Source organism: Streptomyces sp. NPDC059477 (assembly GCF_042749375.1).
Taxonomy (GTDB): domain Bacteria; phylum Actinomycetota; class Actinomycetes; order Streptomycetales; family Streptomycetaceae; genus Streptomyces.
In genome coordinates, this window is record NZ_JBHYUG010000113.1 from 4077 (window position 1) to 26554 (window position 22478).

Here is a 22478-nt window from a genome sequence, read left to right on the forward strand (position 1 = left end):
GCCCCCGGCCCCCCCGGCGAGGCCCCGCCGGCCGCCGGGCGCGGGGGTCCCCACGACGGCGTCACCGTCGGCCGTCCACACCCCGGGAGTGGCCGGAATTCGACCTTCCGGATAGTCCTCCAGCCAGTGGGTGCCGGTCAGCGCGAGCGGCCCGTAGGGCGCCGAGACCGTCTCCACCCGCCCTTCGTGCCACTGCTTCCACGCGTCGGTTACGTCCGTCATGTGCCTAACCCTTCCCTACCGGGGCGATCCGCCCCAGGTGGGAGCGCAGTGTCGCTCCCCCGTATTCCGTACGGAACGTGCCGCGCCTCTGGAGCAACGGCACCACCCGGTCCACGAACTCGTCGAACGCGTCGAGCCCGTCCGGGACACCTCGCGGCGCGAGCAGCAGCCCGTCGGCGCCCCCGCCCGGTTCGAGCGCGCCGAGAATCCGGCCGGTGACCTCCTCGGGCGGCCCGTCGACCGCCACCGGTCCCAGCAGCCGCAGATCGGCGGACTCCCACCCCGGCTCCCCCCGGCGCACGACGACCGGCCACCCGCCGACCCCGGCAGCACCGGACGCCTCGAACCGCCCCTGCGCCGGACCGGCCCATCCGGCCCGTCCCCCGCTCAGCCGGTCCAGCTCCGCCACCCGGCGCGCGAGTTCCCGCCCGCCGCGCACCCCGGCGACCAGCCCGATCCGTTCGGTGACGGCGGCGAGCGCGCTCAGCACGGTCACCGGATCGGCACCCGTGCCGTCACCACCGCCGCCCGCACCGCCCTCCACACCGTCACCACCACCGTCACCGTCACCGTCCACGAGGACGAAGTCGAGCAGCCCCCGTTCGGCGGCCCGCGCCAGCCGCTCGACCGCCGGATACCTGATCCCCGGCGCGTCGACGGGAAGCCGCACTCCCAGCCGCACCCCCGGCACCTGCCGCAGCCCCGGCCCCGCCTCCCCCCGTGGCCGGCGCCCGGTCATGCCGCCCCCTCCGTCACCGCGTAGGGACGGCGGGGCGCCACCCCCAGATGCTCCCGGAGCGTGCTGCCCGGATAGAAGGTGCGGAACAGCCCCCGGTGCTGGAGCAGCCCCACCGTGCCGTTGACCAGCCGCTCCAGATCCCGGCGCGGTTCGACCGGGGTGAGGTGGAAGCCGTCGACGGTCCCCGCGGAGTGCCAGGCGGCGATGAGTTCGGCCAGATCGACGGGCCCGCCCCGGTACAGCGGTCCGGCCGGGGTGAAACGCGGCCCGCCGCCGCCATGGCCGCGCTCGGCGGCCCGTTCCCCGTCGCCCAGATCGACCAGCAGAGCGGCCAGCACCCGGACGCCGTCCGGGTCACGCCCGGCCGCGGCGGCCTCCCGGCGCACCTCGGCGCGGGCGCCCGCCGCCTGCTCGGGGCTCCCGACGCTCACCAGCACCACATCGGCCCACTGCCCGGCCCGTACGGCCGCCGCGTCGGCGACCCGCACCACGTCCCCGGCCGTCCCCGGTCCCTCGGTGCGGGCCCCGGCCCGGCCGCCGCTGATCCAGTCGAGCGCGCCGAGAGCCGCCGCGGCAGCCGGTCCGGCGGCGCGCGCGACCAGCCCGATCCTGCTGGTGACGGGGGCCGCGTAGGCCAGCACGCCCGGCGCGTCGACCGTGCCCCGCTGGTCGTCGAGCGTCACGAAGTCCAGCCCACCGCGCTCGGCCAGCCGGATCAGCTCGACATGACCGGCGGCGCCGGACGCCGACCGCTGGTCGACGGCGGCGGCGAGATGCGGCAGCCCGCGGCCGTACGAGGAGGTCATCGCAGTAAGCCCTTCGGTGAGTTCGACGGACGGGACGGCAACCAGGACGGCCAGGACGGCACCCGGGACCGAGACCAGGACAGCGACCGGGACGGCCACCGGGAAGCCAGCGGCCGGTACACCTGACCCATCACGCGGCGGCCCGTTCACCCAGGGACCGCAGAAACAGCAGCAGCGCTCTCGCGGTGGCGTCGTTCTGCCGGAACGCCGGGCCCCCGGTACGGGGCCGGGTGAACGCCCCGGCGCCCCGCCCGTCGGTGTGCGGCCCGAGCGCGAACCGGCGTGGATGCGGCCGGCCGGCCCGGTCCAGCACCCGCCCGTCGGCCGGGTCCACCGCCAGCAGCCCGTCCGGGGTCGCGGCGGCACCGTCGGCGTGCAGTTCACGCAGCAGGGAGTCACGGGCCCGCTCGACCGTGGGCTGCGGCAGCCGCGCCTCGACCAGCGCCCGTGTCGTCACGCTCCACCCGGGCACGCTCGGACTGGACGCCCGGAAGACCCCGTCCTCGGCGGCCACCGCCATGTCGGCGCCGACGAACCGCACCACCCCGGCCCGGGACAGCGCCCGCAACTGCCGCAGCCGGGGACCGGGCGGCCCGGACGCCAGATAGCTGAAGAACCCGTGCCACCAAGGCCCGATGTCCCCGAGCCGCACCAACTGCCCGTACACCGACAGCAGACCGAGGAACACCGCCAGGTCGGGGCTGTGCGCCGGATCATGACGCCGGATCAGATCCCGCTCGACATACTCCCGCAGCCCCTGCTGCGCCGCCTCGTGCGAGGCGTACCGCACCCCGGTCAGCGGCCGGTCCAGTACGGCGAGGTCGAGCCGGTCGGCCGGGTCGGGCACGGCCGCCTCCGCCAGCGCGGCCCGCTCGCCGGCGTCCCCGGCCGCGTACTTCTCCTCGAAGTCGGTCCAGTCCATGACGGTCCGCCCGGGATGCGCCGAGAACAGCCGGTGGTAGTGCGCGAACCCCAGTTCCTTCGCCACCAGCGGCCACACGTCCCGCCGGAAGTCGAAGCCGTCCGGCCGCGCGAGCAGCGCGTCGACCTCGGCGGGCCCGAGAAACCTGGGCAGCGGCGGACGCTCCCCGTCGAAGTCGTAGCCGATCTTCGAGTGGTACGGCACTCCGCGCCGCGATCCGACATACAGCACCGGCTCCCGCCCCGAGGGGACATAGGTGACCTGCCCGTCCCCCGCACCCTCCTCGTCGCCTTCGTAGCGTCCGCCGCGTCCCTCGGTGAGCAGCACCATCAGATCGACGAAGGCCAGCCCGAAGCCGCGCACCAGCACCGGCTCCCCGGGCGCGAGCGCGCCGAGGTCGCTGTCGGCGGTGAACTCCGGCGGCAGATGGACCAGACCGTGCTCCTTCGCGTACGACACCAGCGCGCGCTGTTCGTCGTCGAGTTCGGCGTCGAGATGGCCGAGGGTGAGCAGCACCAGGTCGGCGAGGAGCGGATGCGGCCGGTCCGCGAGCCACACCTGCTGGCGTCCCTCGCGCGGCCCGCTGACCCGCACGGCCCGCCGGGCGTGGTGGTGGACGATGACGCCGGGCGGCAGCGCGGCCACCGCCCGCTCGTGCACCCAGCGCAGATAGGCGCCCTGGAGCCGGCGGTCGGTGAAGGTGCGGCCGTCGATACCGGCCCACTCGTGCAGGGTGGGCCCGGGGCGTACGGGGCCGTCCATGGTCACCGTGTCGTCGGTGAACATGGTGACGTCCTCGGCGTGCGAGTTCATCCACAGCAGCGGTGACTGGGCCTCGCGCCAGACCCGTCCGGCGCCCGGCGGATGCGGGTCCACGAGATGGATGTCGAGGCCCGTACCGGCGTACAGCTCGGAGGCGTTCGCGGCGATCCGCTCGATGACACCGGTGCCCCGCGGCCCGGCACCGACGATCACCAGGGAGGGACGAGGAGGGCTGGAAGACATGCGAAGGCTCCGTGACACGACGACACGTCGAACACGCCGACTCGATGACTCGACGGTCGAACACCGGTGGTGCCTTCACACGGGCGCCGCGCGACATACGAACGGCGGCGCCGCACGGCCGAGCCCCTCAGCAGGGCCGTGATGCGAACGAGAGTACGGGCCCGCTCGCAGGCCGTGTCAAGGTTGTCCGAACTGTGAGCCACGGCCGGGGGTCGGTTGACGGGGAACCGGATGCCTGTTCCACTTGGCGCATGTATCCACAGCAGTGGCTGGTCACCCGCTCCCACATCGACTTCGGTCGCGTGTGGTCCTGTTGTTGTTGAGCTGACCCCACTGCCCCGCGTCCGCCGGTGAGCGGACGCCCAGCGTCTCCCGTCATCCGGCCGTGCGGTCTCCCGTGGGCCGGCCATGCCGGGACGCGCAGCCCTTCGCCTTCACACGCGCCCCCTCCCCTCGCGTCAGCACACCGTGCGCCGGTCCGGCTCAGCAGTCGCAGCCGCACCCGTCACAGCAGCATCCGTCACAGCAACTTCCGCAGTCGCAGCAGTTTCCGCAGTCCCCACAGTCACAGCCGGTCTGCTTGCGCTCGCCGGTCCAGGGGTCGTCGTACTCGCCGCAGCACAACTGGCAGGTGCAGGCCAGGCCGAGGAAGACCGCGCAGCCCGGGATCAGTCCGCGTCGGCGCTGCGGGGGCTCCGGCGGCTGGGGGGCACCGGGTCCACCGGGTCCACCGGGCGGCGCGTAGGGTCCGGCGCCCTGTGCGCCCGAAATATCTGAAATGTTCCGCATGCTGTCAGCGCCATGGGTGCCATAGGCGCCATGCGCGCCGTGCGTCGCGCAGCCCGTGGCGCCGAAGGCCCGGTCCACCGAGGCGGGCAGTTCGTGCACGAGCAGCCGGTGTGCGAGCCGACCCTCGGTGAACTCCACCTCGCGCAGCGCGAGCCGGATGCCGTGCACGGCGTCGTCGGCGAGCCGCCGGGCCTCGGTGAGCGGCGTCCCGGTGGCGGTCAGCGGGTTCCAGGCACCGCGCGCGGCGTCCTCCTCGCGGTCCTCGACGGCGTCCAGCAGATGCGCCAGCCGCCCGAAGAGCCGCCCGGCCTCGGCGAGCGGCGCCGCGTTGCCCGGCCGTCCGGCGAGGACGGCGGTGTGCGCGAAGGCGGCGGCGGTGGCCGACTCGGTGGGCTCGGTCACCGTGAGCAGCGCGGTGCCGAGTCCGGCGAGCGCCTCGATCGCCAGTTGCCGGTCGACGGCGGCGACCAGCACCCCGGTGTCGAAGCCGACGGCCAGGCCACCCCGGGTCCCGGCCTTCCCCCAGCTGTCGGCGACCCGCCGCGCGGCGAGCGCCACCGGACGCCGGGCCAGCAGCCCGTCCCCGTCGGCGACATGGTCACGCACCTTGGCGGAGGCCAGCACCAGCGACACGGCCGCCGCGAGCCGGGCACCCTCGCCCCGCGCGACGGAGGCGGTGCGCATCCCGCGCAACGGACACGGTCCGGCCGTACGCCGCCAGGCGCCCGTCTCCCGGGCGCCGCCGTCGAGCTGAGCCTCCGTCAGGACCGAGACCAGCAATCCATCGTAATTCGTGACGATCCGGGCGAACTGCCCGTGGTCCTTGCGCAGGGCGAGACACAGCCCGCACAGATGCGCCATCCATTGCGTCTTGAGCCGTTCCCCGAGCCGATGACGGCAGGGCCGGACAATGCCGAACATGACGATCCCCCCGTGACGCACACGCCTTTGACGCCCTGTCGAACAGGCGTCCCCGCGCCGCATGATATCGGCCACTCAGGACGCGGCACCGGCCGTCTCGTTCACCCGTACGACCCCACCCCTCACCCAAACGCCGTGAAGAATCATATTTCACTCACAGTCAGCAGCCATGACCACGTGGACCCTTGGGAAGCCTTGGGGCACACGGGCTCTCGACGGATCGGCTGTGCACCAGTAGCGTCACAAACCCCCCGCGCGGCGTCTATCCACTTGGCGCGTCATACGCATCATGGATGACCATAGAGATGCGGAACGCAAGAAAGCCCGCAGTGAGAGGAGGCGTCCATGGGATCGGTGCGCAAGGCGAGTGCGTGGCTCGGCCTCGTCGACGACAACGAAGACGAGCGCTACTACGACGACGAGACTTACGAGAGCAACGAGTCCGGGGACGGCTGGGTCACGGACCCGCGTGTGAAGGTGGCCACGGACTCGGCCCAGGACAAGGGCCGCCGGATCGGCACGGTCACCCCGGACAGCTTCCGGGACGCCCGCGCGATCGGCGAGCTGTTCCGGGACGGCGTCCCGGTCATCATGAACCTGACGGCGATGGACGCGGGCGACGCCAAGCGCGTGGTCGACTTCGCGGCGGGCCTGATCTTCGGGCTGCGCGGCTCCATCGAGCGGGTGTCGACCCGGGTGTTCCTGCTGACCCCGGCCGACACCGAGATCATCAGCGGTGAGCCGGCCGCGCGCCGCACGGACGGCTTCTTCAACCAGAGCTGAGGCAGGGCCGCTCACCCGGCCCTGCCCGCCCGCTCCTCCTGTTCCCCGCTCCCCTTCTTGTTTCCCCTCGCCCCCTCGTCGCTTTCCGCTCAGCGGAAGGCGTCCAGCCCGGTGAGCGCCTTGCCCAGCACGAGCTGGTGCATCTCGACCGTGCCCTCGTAGGTGAGCACGGACTCCAGATTGGTCGCGTGCCGCATCACCGGGTACTCCAGCGAGATCCCGTTGGCGCCGAGGATCGTCCGCGCGGTACGGCAGATCTCGATCGCCTCGCGCACATTGTTCAGCTTGCCGAAGCTGACCTGCTCCGGACGCAGCCGTCCGGCGTCCATCCGCCGCCCCAGATGGTGGGCGAGCAGAATCCCCTTGTGCAGTTCGACCGCCATGTCGGCGAGCTTGGCCTGGGTGAGCTGGAACCCGCCGATGGGCCGCCCGAACTGCTCGCGCGACTTGGCGTAGTCGACGGCGGTCTCGAAGCTGCTGCGCGCCGCCCCCATCGCGCCCCACACGATCCCGTACCGCGCGTGCGACAGGCAGCTCAGTGGCCCGCGCAGCCCGGTCACCTCCGGGAGCACGGCATCGGCGGGCAGCCGTACGTCGTCCAGCACCAGTTCGCTGGTCACGCTGGCCCGCAGCGACCACTTGTGCTTGATCTCCGGGGCGGAGAATCCGGGCGAGTCGGTGGGCACGGCGAAGCCGCGGATGCCGTCCTCGGTCTGCGCCCATACGACGGCGACCCCGGCGACGGACCCATTGGTGATCCACATCTTGCGCCCGTTGAGCACCCAGTCGGACCCGTCCCGCTTGGCGTACGTGCGCATGGACCCGGGGTCGGAGCCATGGTCGGGCTCGGTCAGCCCGAAGCAGCCGATGACCTCACCGGTGGCCATCCGCGGCAGCCACCGCTCACGCTGGGCCTCGCTGCCGAAGCGGTGGATGGCGTACATGGCCAGCGAGCCCTGCACGGACACCAGCGAGCGGATGCCCGAGTCGCCCGCCTCCAGTTCCAGACAGGCGAGCCCGTACTGCACCGCGCTGGCCCCGGCGCACCCGTACCCCTCAAGGGACATCCCGAGCGCGCCGAGCGACCCCAGCTCCCGGGCCAGCTCCCGGACGACGGGCAGCTCGCCCGTCTCGTACCACCCGGCGACGTGGGGCGTCACCCGTTCGGCCACCCAGCGCCGGACGGTGTCCCGCACGGCCAGATCCTCGGGTTCGAGCAGATCGTCGATGCCGAGGGGGTCGTGGGGGTCGAAGGACGGGCGCTTGGCAGCAGGGGACGGAGAGGAGGGTGCGGACGGGGAGGGGGAGGGGGAGGGGGACGGGGACTTCGCGGACATGCGGGACCTCCAGACGCCGAAAACTAGCACTGCTAGTAAAACATGCGGCCGACGGTACGTCGCGGTCCCCGCCAGGTCCAGAGATACGCCAGTCCGGAGACACGTCAGGTCGGGAGATGTACGTCTCGCGCTCGGGTCAGCGGGTCGATGGGTCGGTGGTTCAGCGGGTCGGTGGTTCAGCGGGTCAGCGATTCAGGAGCCGGTCCCGGGGCTGCGCCCGGCCGACCTCCCGGGGTGCCGGGACCTCCACCACACCGGCCTCGCACTGCATGATGCGGGGCAGCCGCAGCGCCATCACCGCCCCCAGCAGCAACAGCCCCGCGCTGACCAGCAGCGTCACATGCAGTCCGTGCACGAAGGAGTCCCGTGCCGCCCGGCGCAGGGCGGCCCCGGCCGACCCGCCGAGCCGCCCGGCCACCTCGTACGCCTCGCCCAGTGAATGCCCCGCCGACGCCGACGCCGAGGACGGCACCCCGGGCACGGACTTCAGCCCCGGGGCGTAGGCGGCGTTCATCACGCTGCCGAGCAGCGCGATGCCCAGCCCGGCACCGAGCTGGTAGGAGGTCTCGCCGATCGCCGCCGCGCCGCCCGCCTGTTCCTGCGGCGCCTCGGCGAGCATCGACTCGTACGCCCCGAACAGGGTGGTCTCCAGCCCGAACCCGAGCAGTACGAACCCGGCCAGCAGCAGCGGCGCGTTGTCATGCCGGCCCATCCCGGTCAGCAGCACCACCGCGAACGCGGTGAGACAGAACCCGGCGCACACCATCCGGCGCGGCCCGAACCGGCGCAGCAGCCGCGCCCCGTACAGGCCGGCGGCCATCGCGGCGATGGTCAGCGGCAGCAGCCGCAGCCCGGTCTCCAGCGGGGAGAGCTTCAGCACGAGCTGGAGATACTGCGCCGCGATCAGCTCCAGGCCGACCAGGGCGAGCATCGCCAGCACGATGCACACCACGGAGGTGCTGAACGCCGGGCGGGAGAACATCCGCAGGTCCACCAGGGGATGCTTGCGCCGCCGCTGCCGCCGTACGAAGAGGACGAGCGAGGCGGCGCCCAGGACGAGCGGCGCCAGGGTGAGCACGCTGTCCATCTGGTCGCCTGCGCCGAGCCGCTTGACCCCGAGCACCACGCCGAACAGCCCGGCCGCCGCCATCAGCGCGCCGACCACGTCCCAGGGGCCGTCGCACCCGCCCCGCGACTCCGGCAGCAGCAGCCGTCCCACCGGGAGGCTGACCAGCATCAGCGGAATGTTGACGAGGAAGACCGAGCCCCACCAGAAGTGCTCCAGCAGAAAGCCGCCGAGCAGCGGTCCGACGGCCGCGCCGACCGCGGCGACCGCGCTCCAGATACCGATGGCGACCGCGCGTTCGCGCCGGTCGGGGAAGACCTGCCGCAGGATCGAGAGCGTCGCGGGCATGATCATCGCGCCGCCGACGCCGAGCAGCGCCCGCGCCAGGATCAGCACCTGGCCGCTGTCGGCGAGCGCGGCGAGCGCGGAGGCGACGCCGAACAGGGCGTACCCGAGGAGCAGGATCCGTCTGCGGCCGACCCGGTCGCCGAGCGTGCCGAACAGGATCAGCAGCGCGGCGCAGACGAGGGGGTAGACGTCGACGATCCAGAGCAGCTCTATCGCGCTGGGCCCGAGGTCCTCGGTGACGGCCGGCACCGCGACATGCAGCACGGTGGCGTCGACCGCGACCAGCAGCAGGCTGGTGCAGAGGACCACGAGGACGACCCAGCGGTTGGCACCGGCCCCGGCCGCCCGACGGCGCAACGCGGCGGCCGTGGTCGTCCCGGACATGTACGTACCTCCCAGATGTTCCCTCGCCGCCGGGGGAATCGCGGGGGTCGACCGGGATCGATGTGGTCGACCGGGGTCGACGGGGATCGACGGGGATGGGGACTCCCCCGTGACCCGGCCGGAGAGGAGCGGTGGTCTCCGGCCCGCGCGACGGACGGCGAGTGACACGTCAGCGTACGCGACGCCCTCCGGGTGCCACGTGTCGGACCTCACCCCACCTCACTCCACCCGTGTGGCGTACACCACGTCACCGAACGGCCCCCCGCACCCGCACCACGCACCCCCGCACCGACGCGAGGGACCTCCAGGGCGCCGCGCCCCACCGCTCCCTACGCGCACGCCCCGCCTCCCCGAGCGAACCCACCGGGCCTCCTCAGGCGCCGCTCCCCACTTCCCCCAGCGCGCCCGCCGAGCTTCCCCGCACAGGCCTACCGGGCTTCCCCAGGCTCCGCTCCCCACGTCCCCATACGTACGCGCCGGGCCTCCCCAAACGCCGCGCCCCACCGCTCCCTGCGTACCCGCGGGGCCCCTTGCGAGCCCGCCAGACTTCCCCATGCGTGCGCGCCGGGCCTCCCCAGGCGCCTGCGCCAGGCTTCCCGCAGGTACGCGAACGGCAGCTCTCGCCCGGCCGCCGCCGGGGGGTGCTCCCCGCACGTACGGGGACGGCAGGTCTCGGCGACGGTGACCGTCCTAGCCGGACAGCTGGGCTCCCCCGCTCCCCCGCTCATACGCTCATACGCGACCGACCTCCCCACGCGCCCACCCCCCGCTACCCCCTCCGTACACCGACAGCCTCCGCTCACGCCCACTCCCCCCTACCTCGCCGCACCCGCACGGCCTCCCCGCGCGCCCGCCCCGCCCTCTCGCCTCCCCGCTCCCCCGCCCGGTTCGGGGGACCGCCGATAATCGAGTCCGTGACCGATCTTGAAACGCGCGTGGCAGCCCCCTCACGGCTGCGCCGGGCGGCCCCGACCCTTCTCGGGTACGCGGCCGTCCGCGTCCTGGGGCTGCTCGTGCTGGCCGGGTGGAGCGCGGCGCGCGGGACGAGCGCGCACACCTTGCTGACCGCCCGCTGGGACGCGCTCTGGTACACACGGGTGGCCGAACTGGGCTACGGCTACGAGGTCCGGCTGGCCAACGGCGACATTCACTCCAACCTCGCCTTCTTCCCGCTGCTGCCATGGCTGGAGCGGCTGCTGCACACGGTCACCCCCCTCTCGTACGCGGACGCGGGTCTCACGGTGAGCCTGGCGGCCTCGCTCGCGGCGGCCTGGGGGATCTTCGCCGTCGCGGACCAGTTGTACGGGCGGCGGGCCGGGGTGTGCGCGGTGCTGCTGTGGGCGGTGCTGCCGGTCGGGATCGTGCAGTCCATGGCGTACAGCGAGTCGCTGTTCACCGCCCTGGCCGCCTGGTCGCTGTACGCGCTGCTGACCGGCCGCTGGCTCACCGCGGGCACCCTGGCCCTGCTGGCGGGGCTGACCCGGCCGGTCGGGATCGCCGTGGTCGCGGCGGTGTGGGCGACGGCGATCCTGTTCCTGGTCCGGGAGCACCGGGCCGGGCGCCCGCCCACCGCGCGGCCCCTGCTCGGCATGCTGCTCGCGCCGCTGGGCGCCGGAGGCTACGTGCTGTGGGTGGGCCACCGCACCGGCGACGGCCCGCTCGGCTACCTCGACGTCCAGGCGGGCTGGCGCAACGGCTTCGACGGCGGCTACGCCTTCGCCCGCTTCATCGCCGAGATGTTCACCCCCTTCACCCCGTTCCCGCCGTTCCCTTCGGCCCTGGCCGGCCTCGCCCTGATCGCCGGTGTCGCCCTGGTGATCTGGCTGTACATCACCTGCGTACGGCAGCGTCAGCCGCTGCCGCTGCTGGTGTACGCGGGGATCGTCACCGCCCTGGCCCTGTGCGCGTCGAGCTACTTCGGTTCCAAGCCCCGGCTGCTGATGCCCGCGTTCCCGCTGCTGCTGCCGCTCGCCCGCGCCCTGGCCGGGACGCGCACCGCCAGGGCGGCGGGGACGCTGGGCGCGGTCGCGGTGGTGGCGGCGGTGTACGGGGCGTTCTGGCTGAACGGCTCGGGACCGCCGTGACCCTCCCCCGCACCGCCCCCCGCTCCGGCCGGGCAACCCGATCGGGTGAGCGCGGGGGAAATTCCTCACCATGGTTCGGTGAACGAATTCATAATCCAAGTAAAACGCCACACCGGGAATGGCCAATGGAATTGAAGGTGACGGCGGCTCAGGGATTGTTGATTCCTCGGGAATTCACCTGCGGCACGGGCAATCCCACATCACATGGTCATCACAAAGGCGCAGTCCGTACGGGATTCACACCTCACTCCCTGTAACGTCGATTGTGTGCGTACCGAATCAAAGCCGACCCGGCTGGACCGGGCCTTCGCCCGACTGGACCGTGAACCGGCGCGGCCCAGCCTCGACGTGCCCCGGATGACGCGGCACCGGGTGGTGCTCTTCGGCGCGACGCTCACCTTCTACATCACGATCGTCCTGGCGGTCGTGACCACCTCATGGCTGGTCCGCTTCGACTGGCAGGCCATGCTGTTCCGGCCGTACCAGCAGTGGCCGGAGGTGCACGCGTTCCTGGACTACTGGGTGGTCCTCGGCCAGCGCGGACCGACCGCCGTGATGGTCTCCGCCTGGCTCGGCTGGCGCTGCTGGCGGCAGCACACCGTGCGCCCGCTGCTGGCCTTCGGCACGGCGCTGCTGCTGCTCAACATCACGGTCGGCGCCGTGAAGTACGGCCTGGGCCGCTCGGGTCCGCATTACGCGACCGAGATCGGCTCCAACGAGATGTGGCACTGGTTCCAGGCCGGAAGCGACATATTTCCCTCGGGACACACCGCGAACGCGGTGGTGACCTGGGGCATCCTCGCCTATCTGGCGTCCACCCCGGCCGCCCGCCGCTACCTGTCCGCCCTCTCGGCCATCATGTCCCTCTCCGTGGGCCTGACCACCGTCTATCTGGGCACCCACTGGCTGAGCGATGTCCTGCTGGGCTGGGCCGCCGGACTGCTGGTGCTGCTGGCGCTGCCATGGATGGAGCCGCTGATCGGCCAGGCCGAGGCATTGCTGTTCAGCCTCAAGGACCGCTGGTACGGCCGCCGCGGCGCCCCGGTCCCGGCCAGCGCCCTGCCGACCACGCCGGTGGCCATCCCGTCCACCGTCCTCCAGCCCCACCCGGTCGCCGGGACCGCACCGGCCGAAGCCCCGGTCACCGCCCCCGTCGCCACCCTCGCGGATGTCCCGGTCAGCTCCCTCACCGGCCCCACCACCAGTACCGTCGGCCCTACCACATCTCCCGTCGGTCCCACCGGCCCCACCGCCGCCCCCGTCGGCGCCTCCGCCGGTCCCCCCGTCAGCGACGAAGCGCCCGTGGCCTGTGAGCCGGTCTCCGCCCCGCGTGGTGCCACCACCCGCACCCCGGTCCATCTGACCCCCGGCCCGCACTCGGTCCGCTCCGAGCGCACCCCGGTCACCCCGGTAGGCAGCCGCCGCCCACCGCACCCCGACCGCGCCGCCCGCGGCGCGGCCCCCTCGGGCCGCCCCATCACGGCGAACGGCCCCCGGGACACCTGACCCCAGCGGGACGCCCACCCCCGCCGGACGCCTATCCCTTCCAGGCGCGCGTCACCCGCCCGCCCCTCACCTCGAAGTTCAGCCGTCCCTGGCGGTACTCCATGGTGACGATCGCGCCCGGTGGCAGCGCGCGCACGGTCGTCCAGCCCCGCTCCCGGGCACGCCGTTCGGCGGCGTCGGCGTCGAGGCCGACATAGGTGCCGGTGTTGTCGTCGGGGTCCGCGGGTGGTGTCGGTATACGAGCCATGCGGCCACGCTAGGCGCTCGGCGCCGGACACGGAAGCGGGGGCGGACACCGAGGGTGACCAGTACCTGGCCGGTCACGCTTTTGTCACAGGATCACGACGGACGCTTCCTCGGAACTCCCCCACCCGGAAGACGGCATCCGTGCGCCATCCACGGGCATTCGAACGTAATTCCCGCGTGTCGGCACGACCACCGGAAAAGCCCGGCGGAGAGTTCCGCGAGGGTGGTCCCCGTACCGCATTCCATTCCGTTTCCGGGCGGCGCCCGGGGCGCCGGCGCCCCACAGGCATGGGACGGCCGCCGGCCGGAATCCGCCACCGCGGCCCGGGGCGCGACGGAGCGAAAGGGCGAGCGAGCCATGGGGACGGACACCGTGACTCCGGCGCCACGACCCGTGTGGACGCGGCGCGACAGCCGGGTGGTGGTCGACTGGCTGACCACCACCGACCACAAGAAGATCGGCCATCTCTATCTGATCACGTCGTTCGGGTTCTTCCTGGTCGGCGGGGTGATGGCGCTGCTGATGCGCGCCGAGCTGGCCCGGCCGGGCCTCCAGATCGTGGACAACCAGCAGTTCAACGAGATGTTCACGCTGCACGGCACGATCATGCTGCTGCTGTTCGCCACCCCGAGCTTCGCGGGCTTCGCCAATGAGCTGATGCCGCTCCAGATCGGCGCCCCCGACGTGGCCTTTCCCCGGCTGAACATGTTCGCGTACTGGCTGTTCCTGTTCGGCGGGCTGATCGTGCTCGGCTCGCTGCTGGTGCCGGACGGTCCCGCCGCCTTCGGCTGGTTCGCCTACGCGCCGCTGAACAGCATGGAGCACTCGCCCGGCGTCGGACCCGATCTGTGGATCATGGGCCTGGCGCTGGCCGGGTTCGGCACGATCCTGGGCGCGGTCAACTTCATCACCACGATCCTCGCGATGCGCGCCCCCGGGATGACCATGTTCCGGATGCCGATCTTCACCTGGAACATCCTGTTCACGTCGATCCTGGTGCTGATGGCGTTCCCGGTGCTGGCGGCGGTGCTGCTGATGCTGGAGGCGGACCGGCGGTTCGGCAGCCAGGTCTTCGAGGCGGCCAACGGGGGCGCGCTGCTGTGGCAGCACCTGTTCTGGTTCTTCGGCCATCCCGAGGTGTACATCATCGCGCTGCCGTTCTTCGGGATCATCACGGAGATCATCCCGGTCTTCAGCCGCAAGCCGGTCTTCGGCTACTCGGCGCTGGTCGGCGCCACCATGGCGATCACCGGACTGTCGATCGTGGTGTGGGCGCACCACATGTTCGCGACGGGGGCGGTGCTGCTGCCCTTCTTCTCCTTCATGAGCTTCCTGATCGCGGTGCCGACCGGCGTGAAGTTCTTCAACTGGACCGGCACCATGCTGGGCGGCTCCCTGTCCTTCGAGACGCCGATGCTGTGGGCGACGGGCTTCCTGGCGACGTTCCTGTTCGGCGGCCTGACCGGGGTGATCCTGGCCTCACCGCCGATGGACTTCCATGTCACCGACTCGTACTTCGTGGTCGCGCACTTCCATTACGTCGTCTTCGGCACGGTCGTCTTCGCGATCTTCGGCGGGTTCTACTTCTGGTGGCCCAAGTTCACCGGCCGGATGCTCGACGAACGGCTCGGCAAGATGCACTTCTGGACGCTGTTCACCGGCTTCCACACCACGTTCCTGGTGCAGCACTGGCTGGGCGCGGAGGGCATGCCGCGCCGCTACGCCGACTATCTGGCCGCGGACGGCTTCACCGCCCTGAACATGGTGTCGTCGATCGGCGCGTTCCTGCTCGGCCTGTCGACCCTGCCGTTCCTCTACAACGTCTGGAAGACCACGAAGTACGGCGCGAAGGTCACCGTCGACGACCCCTGGGGCTACGGCCGTTCCCTGGAGTGGGCGACCTCGTGCCCGCCGCCCCGGCACAACTTCACGACGCTGCCCCGGATCCGCTCGGAGTCCCCGGCGTTCGATCTGCACCATCCCCGCTACGCGCGCCGGCCTCCCGTGCCAGCGCCCGGCTCAGCCGGTCCCGCGCCGTCCTGATCGCCCCCGTCAGCTCGTCCGGCTCCAGCACCTCGAACTCCAGGCCCAGCAGCATCACATGGATCACGAGCACATCGAGGCTCGCGGCGCCCGTGCGCAGCAGACACGTCGTGGCGGTCTCGGCCTCCAGCGTCCCGTCGCTCGGTGAGATGTGCCGGGCCGCCTCCGCCAACGGCGCCAGCACCCGGACGACGGCCCGGGCGGCGTAGACGCGTGTGGAGACGCCCTGCGAGACATAGGCGGCCAGGTCGTGGGCGGGAGGCTCGCGGGGCGGGAAGCGGGGGCCGTGCGGCGGCCTCGGGGTGATCCGGTCGGCGCGGAAGGTCCGCCAGCCGGCCCGGTCCAGGTCCCAGGCGACCAGGTACCAGCGCCGCTCGCTGCACACCAGGCGGTGCGGTTCCACGCTGCGGCGGGTGGCGGCGCCCTCGTGGTCCCGGTAGTCGAAGCGCAGCCGCTCCGCGTCCCGGCACAGCCCGGCCAACTCGGTCAGCAGCGCCGGATCCACCGCGTCGGGGCGGGCCGCGCGCAGCATCGGCACGGTGTACGCGTTGAGCGCGCCGACCCGGCGGCGCAGCCGGTGCGGCAGCACCTGTTCCAGCTTGGCGAGCGCCCGTACGGAGGTCTCGCCGATGCCCTCGACGCCCTGTCCGGCGGCGGTGCGCAGCCCCACGGCGACGGCGACCGCCTCGTCGTCGTCCAGCAGCAGCGGCGGCAGTTCGGCGCCGACGCCGAGCTGATAGCCACCGCCGGTGCCGGGGCTGGCGTGCACCGGGTAGCCCAGGGCGCGCAGCCGGTCCACGTCCCGGCGGACCGTACGCGCCGTGACCCCGAGCCGCTCGGCCAGCTCGGCGCCGGACCACTCGCGGTGGGCCTGGAGCAGGGAGAGGAGCCGCAGCAGCCGGGCGGAGGTTTCGAGCATGGCCCGAGTCTGCCAGGGCCCGCGGACCCGCCCGTCCGCGGTGAGCGCCACGGCCGTACGGCCGCGGCACACAGAACCTGGGTCGCGCGGGGCGGCGTCGGCACCTGCTTGGCACCCGAGCCGCAGCGCCCTGCTCCCGGCGCGGGGGCCGGAGCAGGGCGGAAGGGGCTCAGACGTCGAGTCGCTGCCCGGGCACGATCACATCGGGATCGCCGCCGATGACGGCCTGGTTGGCGGCGTGCAGCCGCTGCCAGGTGGTGCCGTGCCGGGCGGCGATGCCGCTCAGCGTGTCGCCCTCGCGGACGGTGTAACCGCCGCGCGAGGAGCCGCTGTCAGGGTCCCCGGAGGACCGGGCAGACTGCTGCGCGGGCGTCCGCTCGGTGCTGGACGTGGCGCCAGACCCACCAGACCCACCAGAGCCGCTGGACCCACCGGAGTCACCGGAGCCGCCGGACCCACCGGAGCCCGAGGTACCGGAGCCGGTCGCGGGAGGGGCCGGGGCGTCCCCGTGAGCACCCGCCTTCACCGAGCAGGTGGGCCACGCGCCCCAGCCCTGCCCGCGCTGCACCTCGGTGGCGACGGCGATCTGCTGCTCCCTGGTCGCCCGGTCGGCGGTCGCCGCGTACGCCGTGCCGCCGTACGCGCGCCAGGTGCCGGCGGAGAACTGGAGCCCGCCGTAGTAGCCGTTCTCGGTGTTGAGGTGCCAGTTGCCGCCGCTCTCGCACTGGGCGATACGGTCCCACACCCCGTCATCCGCGGCCCTGGCACTGCCGGTCGCGGCCAGCAGCCCGAGCGGGGCGAGAAGCGCGGCCCCGGTGAGGACCGCCGTCGTACGGGTCTTACGGACGCTACCGCGGGCGATATCGGCACACTCGGACATGTAGTTCCCTCTCCACGGACCGCACGGGTGACGCGATGACGGACGTGCCTGGGCGGTGCTCGGTGCACCCGGCGGACGAATGTACGGACGGCGGCGAGCCGGAGGCAATGAACCCGCTGTCATGCCAGGCCAGTTGACCGTTACCTCAGGTAGCGGCACTTTTCGGACACCCGTTAAATTCACCGAAGTATGCATATATCAACCCCACCTGGGCGAAACCTGTGAGACACCTCACCGCCACAAATCCGTTGCTCTCCCCTCTACTTGACTGGGAGTGCCCGATTCCGCCCCGGGTGTGACCGAGCGCGTCTGATCGTTCGGTTCTGTTCGCCATCGCGCGTGACTCCCGCCACAGGTCGCCCGTTGTCTCTTCATGAGCCCGGGACCGCCCCGGACCCATCCGGCCGGGAGCCACCCGGCCGCACCCACGCACCGCATCCCGAGGGAGCCACCCGTGCCGCGCATGCTCGACGTCAGCGACGAGGTTCGCGCCGAGATCGGCGACGAAGAAGCCGACCGGCTGCTCGCCGGAGAGAACGCCCCGGGCAGTTACGACTGCACGTCCTGCCGCACCCCGGGCGACTCCGCGCACGAGCGCACCAGCACCGTCCTGTTCATCGGCGACGAAACCGCCGTGCTCGCCTTCGCCCACGCCACCTGCCTGCCCTCGCAGGTCGTCCAGGTGACCGAGGACCAGCTCCAGGGCGCCGTCCGCTCCATCAACGGCGACGCCGGCGACCTGGAGCCCGACAAGGTCGCGCCCGAGCAGGCCGTGCTCGGCGTCACCAGCGGACTCGTGCTGATCGCCGGTGAGCTGCACCCGGCGCTGGTCGTGGAGCCGACCGCGCCGATCGTCCGGCCCGGCTCGACCGGCGTCGGCGACGACTTCCTGCCGCTGCTGATCGAACAGGGCTTCATGCCGGTCACCGAGCTGACCGTGGTGCCGCCGGTGCTGCACGGCTGGTCGGTGCTGCTGGCGGTGGGCCAGCTGCACGCCGTCCTCCAGCCCGGCCCGAACGGCGGCCAGCCGGTCGCCTGGTGGCAGGCGCACCAGCCGCTCCAGGTCACCGAGGGCTGGCGGACGGCGGCGAACAAGCACCAGCAGGTGCTGATGTTCGCGGCGCCGGTGGGCTCCATCGGCCGCCAGCCGCGCGAGGACCTGCTGCGCGACGCGCTCGACAAGGCCGCCGCCAACGGCCAGCTGGTCGCCAGCGCGCTGCCTCTCGCGGGGACCTGACCGTCCGGTCGCCGGGCCGGGGAGCGTGGGTGAGCGCGGCATCGTCGTACCGGCCACGCCCCTCGGGATGTCCGGTGACCGCATCCCTTCCCGGCCCGGGTCGTTTGGACATACGTGCACGCATACGACGTTTCCTCCCGTTCCTCCTATCCGTCGATCCCGGTCGGCCGGACGGCCCAGGACAACCCAGGCGGCCCCTCGGCGACGCCGATCTACGACGCGCTCTACGCCGAGTACGTGAGGAACTTCCGCACCCTGCCGGGCGACCGCAGCGGTGAGGAGAAGCTGGGGTTCACGGCCTTCGGCAACCTGCCGCCGGCGCTCGGGTCGTACACGTCCGGACTCGGGTCGTACGGTCTGGGGAACGGCTCGTTCAGCAGCTCCTACAGCGCGTACAGCGCGGGGGCCAACAGCGCCCGGCAGGGCGGCGGCCAGCCGTCGCAGTGGCAGCGGGTGGGACAGATCGGCCAGCAAGGCCAAGCCGGTCAGATGGGCCAGGTGGGCCAGGTGGGCCAGATGGGCCAGCAGGGGGCGATGCAGCACCTCCCGGCGGTCCTGCCCCCGGGACCACGCCGGGGCATGTGAGACAACGAGAAGGGCGGCCCGCTCGGCGGACCGCCCTTCTTCCTGCTACCGCGACTGCTGCTGCTTCCCGCTGCCGCTACTTCTTCTTGTTGCCGCGCTTCTCACGCACCCGCACCGAGATATGGATCGGCGTCCCCGCGAAGCCGAACTCCTCGCGCAGCCGGCGTTCGATGAAGCGCCGGTAGCCCGCCTCGATGAAGCCGGAGGCGAAGAGCACGAACCGGGGCGGCTTGGTGCCGGCCTGGGTGCCGAAGAGGATGCGGGGCTGCTTGCCGCCGCGCACCGGGTGCGGATGGGCGGAGACCAGCTCGCCGAGGAAGGCGTTGAGGCGGCCGGTGGGGACCCGGGTCTCCCAGCCGGCGAGGGCGGTCTCGATCGCCGGGACCAGCTTCTCCATGTGCCGTCCGGTACGGGCCGAGACATTGACGCGGGGCGCCCAGGCGACCTGGCCCAGCTCGGTCTCGATCTCCCGCTCCAGATAGAAGCGGCGCTCCTCGTCGAGGGTGTCCCACTTGTTGAACGCGAGGACCATCGCCCGCCCGGCCTCGACGGCCATGGTCACGATCCGCTGGTCCTGTACGGAGATGCTCTCGGTGGCGTCGATCAGGACGACCGCGACCTCGGCCTTCTCGACGGCGGCGGCGGTGCGCAGCGAGGCGTAGTAGTCGGCGCCCTGCTGGAGGTGGACGCGCTTGCGGATACCGGCGGTGTCCACGAACTTCCAGATGACGCCGCCGAGTTCGATCAGCTCGTCCACCGGGTCACGGGTGGTGCCCGCGACCTCGTTGACGACGACGCGCTCCTCACCGGCCACCTTGTTGAGCAGCGAGGACTTGCCGACGTTGGGGCGGCCGATCAGGGCGATGCGGCGCGGGCCGCCGACGGCGACGCCGAAGGTCTGCTCGGGTGCGTCCGGCAGCACCTCCAGGACGGCGTCCAGCATGTCGCCGGTGCCGCGGCCGTGCAGGGCGGAGACGGGGTGCGGCTCGCCGAGGCCGAGCGCCCAGAGGTAGGCCGCGTCGGCCTCGCCGCTCTGGCCGTCCACCTTGTTGGCGCACAGCACCACGGGCTTGCCGGCCTTGCGCAGGAGTCGTACGACCGCCTGGTCGGTGTCGGTGGGGCCGACCTTGGCGTCCACGACGAAGACCACGGCGTCGGCGGCGTCGATGGCGTACTCCGCCTGGGCGGCGACGGAGGCGTCGATGCCGAGGACGTCCTGCTCCCAGCCGCCGGTGTCGACCACCTTGAAGCGGCGCCCGGCCCACTCGGCCTCGTAGGTCACCCGGTCGCGGGTGACGCCGGGCTTGTCCTCCACGACGGCCTCGCGCCGTCCGATGATCCGGTTGACCAGGGTCGACTTGCCGACATTGGGGCGGCCGACGACGGCGAGCACCGGCAGCGGGCCGTGGCCGGCCTCCTCGATCGCGCCCTCGACGTCGGCGGCGTCGAAGCCCTCTTCCGCGGCCAGCTCCATGAACTGCGCGTACTCGGCATCGCCAAGCGCTCCGTGGTCGTGCTCGTCGAGCGAGCCCGCGGAGTGGATGTCGTCGTTCATGAAGTCCGTACCTCGTTACTCGTGGTGATCGTGGACCGGCCGTCGCGGTGCGTACCGGATCGGTCCACTACTCAGTGTCGCTCAGCGCCCGGTCAGGCGCCTGGCGTTTTCCAGGTGGGCGGTGAGCTGCTTCTGGATGCGCTCGGTGGCCTCGTCCAGGGCCTTGCGGGTGCGCCGGCCGCTGCCGTCCCCGGCGGCGAAGGGGTCTCCGAACACGACGTCGATCCGGCTGCGCAGCGGTGGCAGCCCCTTGACCAGCCGCCCCCGGCGCCCGGTGCTGCCGAGCACGGCGACCGGGACGATCGGGGCGTTCGCCCGCACGGCGAAGTAGGCGAGCCCGGCGCGCAGGGCGGCGAAGTCGCCCTCGCCGCGTGTCCCCTCGGGGAATATCCCGAGGACACCGCCCTGCTCCAGGACGCCGACGGCCCGGCTGATCGCGGTCCGGTCGGTGCTCTCCCGGTCCACCTTCAGCTGTCCGATGCCGGTCAGGAAGGGGTCCAGGGGGCCGACGAAGGCTTCCTTCTTGATCAGGAAGTGCACCGGCCGGGGCGAGACGCCCAGCACCATCGGCCCGTCGACGTTGTGCGAGTGGTTCACGGCGAGGATCACGGGTCCGGCGGCGGGCACCCGCCAGGCGCCCAGCACACGCGGCCGGAACAGCCCGTACATCAGCGGTACGCCGATCCGGCGCCCGATCTCGGCGTTCCGCGTGGTGGGCACGTCGGTCACTTCGCGGCCCGCTTCTCCTCGACGAGGGTGACGACACACTCGATGACCTGCGCCAGCGTCAGCGCGGTGGTGTCCACCTCGACCGCGTCCGCCGCCTTGGCGAGCGGCGAGGTCTTGCGCCCCGAGTCGGCCGCGTCCCGCCGGACCAGGGCCTCACGGGTGGCGTTCAGGTCCGCGCCCTTCAGCTCACCGCTGCGGCGGGCGGCGCGCGCCTCGGCGGAGGCGGTCAGAAAGACCTTCAGATCGGCGTCCGGCAGCACGGTCGTCCCGATGTCCCGGCCCTCGACGACGATCCCGCCGTCGGCGCCGGAGGCGATGGACCTCTGAAGCTCGGTGATCCGCGCCCGCACCTCGGGCACCGCGCTGACCGCACTGACCTTGGACGTCACGTCCTGCGTCCGGATCGGCCCGGCCACGTCCACGCCGTCGACCTCGATCGTGGGTTCGGCAGGGTCCACCCCGGACACGATGTCCGGCTTCCCGGCCGCCGCGGCGATCGCCGCCGGGTCGTCCACGTCGATCCCGTTGCTCACCATCCACCAGGTGATCGCCCGGTACTGGGCCCCGGTGTCCAGATACCGCAGCCCCAGCTGAGTGGCGACGGCCTTGGACGTGCTCGACTTACCCGTGCCGGAGGGACCGTCGATGGCGACGATCACGGGCTGGGCGGCGCCGTTTTCCACAGCGGGACACCTTCCTGATGCGGTGAGGCGGGATGCGGGGGCGTGCGGGGGCCCCGGACAAGGTTACTGCGTACGGGTCACTCATCCGTCCCACACCAACCGGCTCCGCCGTCCGACCCCGCCTGGGGACGACCGGCTTCCCTCTCCCCCTCACCTGCGGGCGCCGGGCTTCACCCTCCCACGGCCCACGGGCGACCGGCCTCGCACTGCCCCCTGGCCACGAGCGACCGGCTACCCCATCCCGCTACCCGCAAGCGACCGGCTTCCCCTCCTGCCGCCGCCCGGCGACCGGCCTCGTACTGCCCCCTGGCCGCGAGCGACCAACTGCCACCTCCCGCCGCCTTCGGGCGACCGGCCTCCTGCCACTCTCACCTGCGAGCGACCGGTCTCCTGCTATTTCCACCTGCGGGCGACCGGTCTCCTGCTATTTCCACCTGCGAGCGACCGCCTGACCCTGCTTCCGCCTGCGGGCGACCGGCTCCCTCTCCGCCTGCGGGCGAACCGGCTGCCCCCTCCCTCCGCCTGCCGACGACGACCGGCTTTCCCCCCCGCCCCCTGGCCGCAGCCGAAGACGGCGGGTCCGCCCCTTCAGCCCGTCCGGCGATTGAGGACGAGGCCCGTTCGGGGCCGAAGCGGGGGCCCGGGGGCGGCGGCCCCCGGGCGCCCACCCCCCCCCCGGGGGGCCACA

18 protein-coding genes and 1 pseudogene are annotated in these 22478 nt (G+C 72.6%); 6 read left to right on the forward strand and 13 right to left on the reverse strand.

All coding sequences use genetic code 11. The features are described from left to right. From ACFXAZ_RS34935 to ACFXAZ_RS34955, 5 genes and pseudogenes are all read right to left on the reverse strand, one after another. Positions 1–222: pseudogene (locus ACFXAZ_RS34935) on the reverse strand (hypothetical protein); the annotation flags it as partial. Between the two features lie 4 nt (positions 223–226). Then, the gene (locus ACFXAZ_RS34940; RefSeq protein WP_384599537.1) at positions 227–961 is read right to left on the reverse strand and encodes an LLM class flavin-dependent oxidoreductase; all 735 of its coding nucleotides are present in this window, start codon (positions 959–961) and stop codon (positions 227–229) included. Next, a complete protein-coding gene (locus ACFXAZ_RS34945) occupies positions 958–1767 on the reverse strand; it encodes an LLM class flavin-dependent oxidoreductase (RefSeq protein ID WP_384599581.1) in 810 nt (269 codons plus the stop codon). Before ACFXAZ_RS34945 ends, ACFXAZ_RS34940 begins: the two co-directional genes overlap by 4 nt. 130 nt (positions 1768–1897) lie before the next feature. Beyond that, complete coding sequence (locus ACFXAZ_RS34950; protein WP_384599539.1) at positions 1898–3694, reverse strand: FAD/NAD(P)-binding protein; 1797 nt, start codon at positions 3692–3694, stop codon at positions 1898–1900. 483 nt (positions 3695–4177) lie between these two features. Continuing rightward, positions 4178–5404, reverse strand: coding sequence for a DUF5685 family protein (locus ACFXAZ_RS34955; RefSeq protein ID WP_384599541.1), 1227 nt, complete (start codon positions 5402–5404; stop codon positions 4178–4180). Between the two features lie 345 nt (positions 5405–5749). On the opposite strand from ACFXAZ_RS34955, the gene ACFXAZ_RS34960 reads away from it, so the two are divergent. Then, positions 5750–6187, forward strand: coding sequence for a cell division protein SepF (locus ACFXAZ_RS34960; protein ID WP_384599544.1), 438 nt, complete (start codon positions 5750–5752; stop codon positions 6185–6187). Between the two features lie 89 nt (positions 6188–6276). Here the strand turns inward: ACFXAZ_RS34960 and ACFXAZ_RS34965 are convergent, their stop codons facing one another. Both ACFXAZ_RS34965 and ACFXAZ_RS34970 read right to left on the reverse strand, forming a co-directional pair. Then, positions 6277–7524, reverse strand: coding sequence for an acyl-CoA dehydrogenase family protein (locus ACFXAZ_RS34965; RefSeq protein ID WP_384599546.1), 1248 nt, complete (start codon positions 7522–7524; stop codon positions 6277–6279). A gap of 184 nt (positions 7525–7708) precedes the next feature. After that, a complete protein-coding gene (locus tag ACFXAZ_RS34970; RefSeq protein WP_384599548.1) occupies positions 7709–9322 on the reverse strand; it encodes an MFS transporter in 1614 nt (537 codons plus the stop codon). Positions 9323–10236: 914 nt separating this feature from the next. On the opposite strand from ACFXAZ_RS34970, the gene ACFXAZ_RS34975 reads away from it, so the two are divergent. Further along, the gene (locus tag ACFXAZ_RS34975; RefSeq protein ID WP_384599551.1) at positions 10237–11406 is read left to right on the forward strand and encodes a mannosyltransferase family protein; all 1170 of its coding nucleotides are present in this window, start codon (positions 10237–10239) and stop codon (positions 11404–11406) included. A gap of 267 nt (positions 11407–11673) precedes the next feature. Further along, positions 11674–12912 carry a phosphatase PAP2 family protein gene (locus ACFXAZ_RS34980; RefSeq protein WP_384599554.1) on the forward strand — a complete coding sequence of 413 codons (1239 nt, stop codon included), beginning with the start codon at positions 11674–11676 and terminating at the stop codon, positions 12910–12912. Positions 12913–12943: 31 nt separating this feature from the next. On the opposite strand, the gene ACFXAZ_RS34985 is transcribed toward ACFXAZ_RS34980, so the two are convergent. Further along, positions 12944–13159, reverse strand: coding sequence for an I78 family peptidase inhibitor (locus ACFXAZ_RS34985; RefSeq protein WP_384599556.1), 216 nt, complete (start codon positions 13157–13159; stop codon positions 12944–12946). 357 nt (positions 13160–13516) lie between these two features. On the opposite strand from ACFXAZ_RS34985, the gene ctaD reads away from it, so the two are divergent. Then, positions 13517–15202, forward strand: coding sequence for a cytochrome c oxidase subunit I (gene ctaD / locus ACFXAZ_RS34990; protein ID WP_384599559.1), 1686 nt, complete (start codon positions 13517–13519; stop codon positions 15200–15202). Here the strand turns inward: ctaD and ACFXAZ_RS34995 are convergent. Then, on the reverse strand, positions 15087–16121 hold the full coding sequence (locus tag ACFXAZ_RS34995; protein WP_384599562.1) for a helix-turn-helix transcriptional regulator: 1035 nt from the start codon (positions 16119–16121) through the stop codon (positions 15087–15089). The two genes, ctaD and ACFXAZ_RS34995, sit on opposite strands and share 116 nt — an antisense overlap. A gap of 169 nt (positions 16122–16290) precedes the next feature. Further along, complete coding sequence (locus tag ACFXAZ_RS35000) at positions 16291–17001, reverse strand: transglycosylase family protein (protein WP_384599565.1); 711 nt, start codon at positions 16999–17001, stop codon at positions 16291–16293. Positions 17002–17455: 454 nt separating this feature from the next. Between ACFXAZ_RS35000 and ACFXAZ_RS35005 the strand changes: the two genes are divergently transcribed. Both ACFXAZ_RS35005 and ACFXAZ_RS35010 read left to right on the forward strand, forming a co-directional pair. After that, positions 17456–18238 carry a hypothetical protein gene (locus ACFXAZ_RS35005; RefSeq protein ID WP_384599567.1) on the forward strand — a complete coding sequence of 261 codons (783 nt, stop codon included), beginning with the start codon at positions 17456–17458 and terminating at the stop codon, positions 18236–18238. Positions 18239–18352: 114 nt separating this feature from the next. Next, on the forward strand, positions 18353–18823 hold the full coding sequence (locus ACFXAZ_RS35010; RefSeq protein ID WP_384599570.1) for a hypothetical protein: 471 nt from the start codon (positions 18353–18355) through the stop codon (positions 18821–18823). A 76-nt stretch (positions 18824–18899) separates the two neighbouring features. On the opposite strand, the gene der is transcribed toward ACFXAZ_RS35010, so the two are convergent. From der to cmk, 3 genes are all read right to left on the reverse strand, one after another. After that, positions 18900–20378 carry a ribosome biogenesis GTPase Der gene (der, locus tag ACFXAZ_RS35015; protein ID WP_384599573.1) on the reverse strand — a complete coding sequence of 493 codons (1479 nt, stop codon included), beginning with the start codon at positions 20376–20378 and terminating at the stop codon, positions 18900–18902. An 81-nt stretch (positions 20379–20459) separates the two neighbouring features. Continuing rightward, a complete protein-coding gene (locus ACFXAZ_RS35020; RefSeq protein WP_384599576.1) occupies positions 20460–21107 on the reverse strand; it encodes a lysophospholipid acyltransferase family protein in 648 nt (215 codons plus the stop codon). Then, positions 21104–21790, reverse strand: coding sequence for a (d)CMP kinase (gene cmk / locus ACFXAZ_RS35025; protein WP_384599578.1), 687 nt, complete (start codon positions 21788–21790; stop codon positions 21104–21106). The genes ACFXAZ_RS35020 and cmk overlap by 4 nt, the downstream gene beginning before the upstream one ends. Positions 21791–22478: the final 688 nt, after the last annotated feature.

Excerpts from the sequence above, each read along its gene's own strand:
- der (WP_384599573.1), bottom strand. The coding sequence starts at position 20,378 with ATGAACGACGACATCCACTCCGCGGGCTCGCTCGACGAGCACGACCAC.
- ACFXAZ_RS34955 (WP_384599541.1), bottom strand. The coding sequence starts at position 5,404 with ATGTTCGGCATTGTCCGGCCCTGCCGTCATCGGCTCGGGGAACGGCTC.
- ACFXAZ_RS34950 (WP_384599539.1), bottom strand. The coding sequence starts at position 3,694 with ATGTCTTCCAGCCCTCCTCGTCCCTCCCTGGTGATCGTCGGTGCCGGG.
- ACFXAZ_RS34945 (WP_384599581.1), bottom strand. The coding sequence starts at position 1,767 with ATGACCTCCTCGTACGGCCGCGGGCTGCCGCATCTCGCCGCCGCCGTC.
- ctaD (WP_384599559.1), top strand. The coding sequence starts at position 13,517 with ATGGGGACGGACACCGTGACTCCGGCGCCACGACCCGTGTGGACGCGG.
- ACFXAZ_RS35000 (WP_384599565.1), bottom strand. The coding sequence starts at position 17,001 with ATGTCCGAGTGTGCCGATATCGCCCGCGGTAGCGTCCGTAAGACCCGT.
- ACFXAZ_RS34970 (WP_384599548.1), bottom strand. The coding sequence starts at position 9,322 with ATGTCCGGGACGACCACGGCCGCCGCGTTGCGCCGTCGGGCGGCCGGG.
- ACFXAZ_RS34965 (WP_384599546.1), bottom strand. The coding sequence starts at position 7,524 with ATGTCCGCGAAGTCCCCGTCCCCCTCCCCCTCCCCCTCCCCGTCCGCA.
- ACFXAZ_RS34985 (WP_384599556.1), bottom strand. The coding sequence starts at position 13,159 with ATGGCTCGTATACCGACACCACCCGCGGACCCCGACGACAACACCGGC.
- ACFXAZ_RS34940 (WP_384599537.1), bottom strand. The coding sequence starts at position 961 with ATGACCGGGCGCCGGCCACGGGGGGAGGCGGGGCCGGGGCTGCGGCAG.
- ACFXAZ_RS34995 (WP_384599562.1), bottom strand. The coding sequence starts at position 16,121 with ATGCTCGAAACCTCCGCCCGGCTGCTGCGGCTCCTCTCCCTGCTCCAG.
- ACFXAZ_RS34960 (WP_384599544.1), top strand. The coding sequence starts at position 5,750 with ATGGGATCGGTGCGCAAGGCGAGTGCGTGGCTCGGCCTCGTCGACGAC.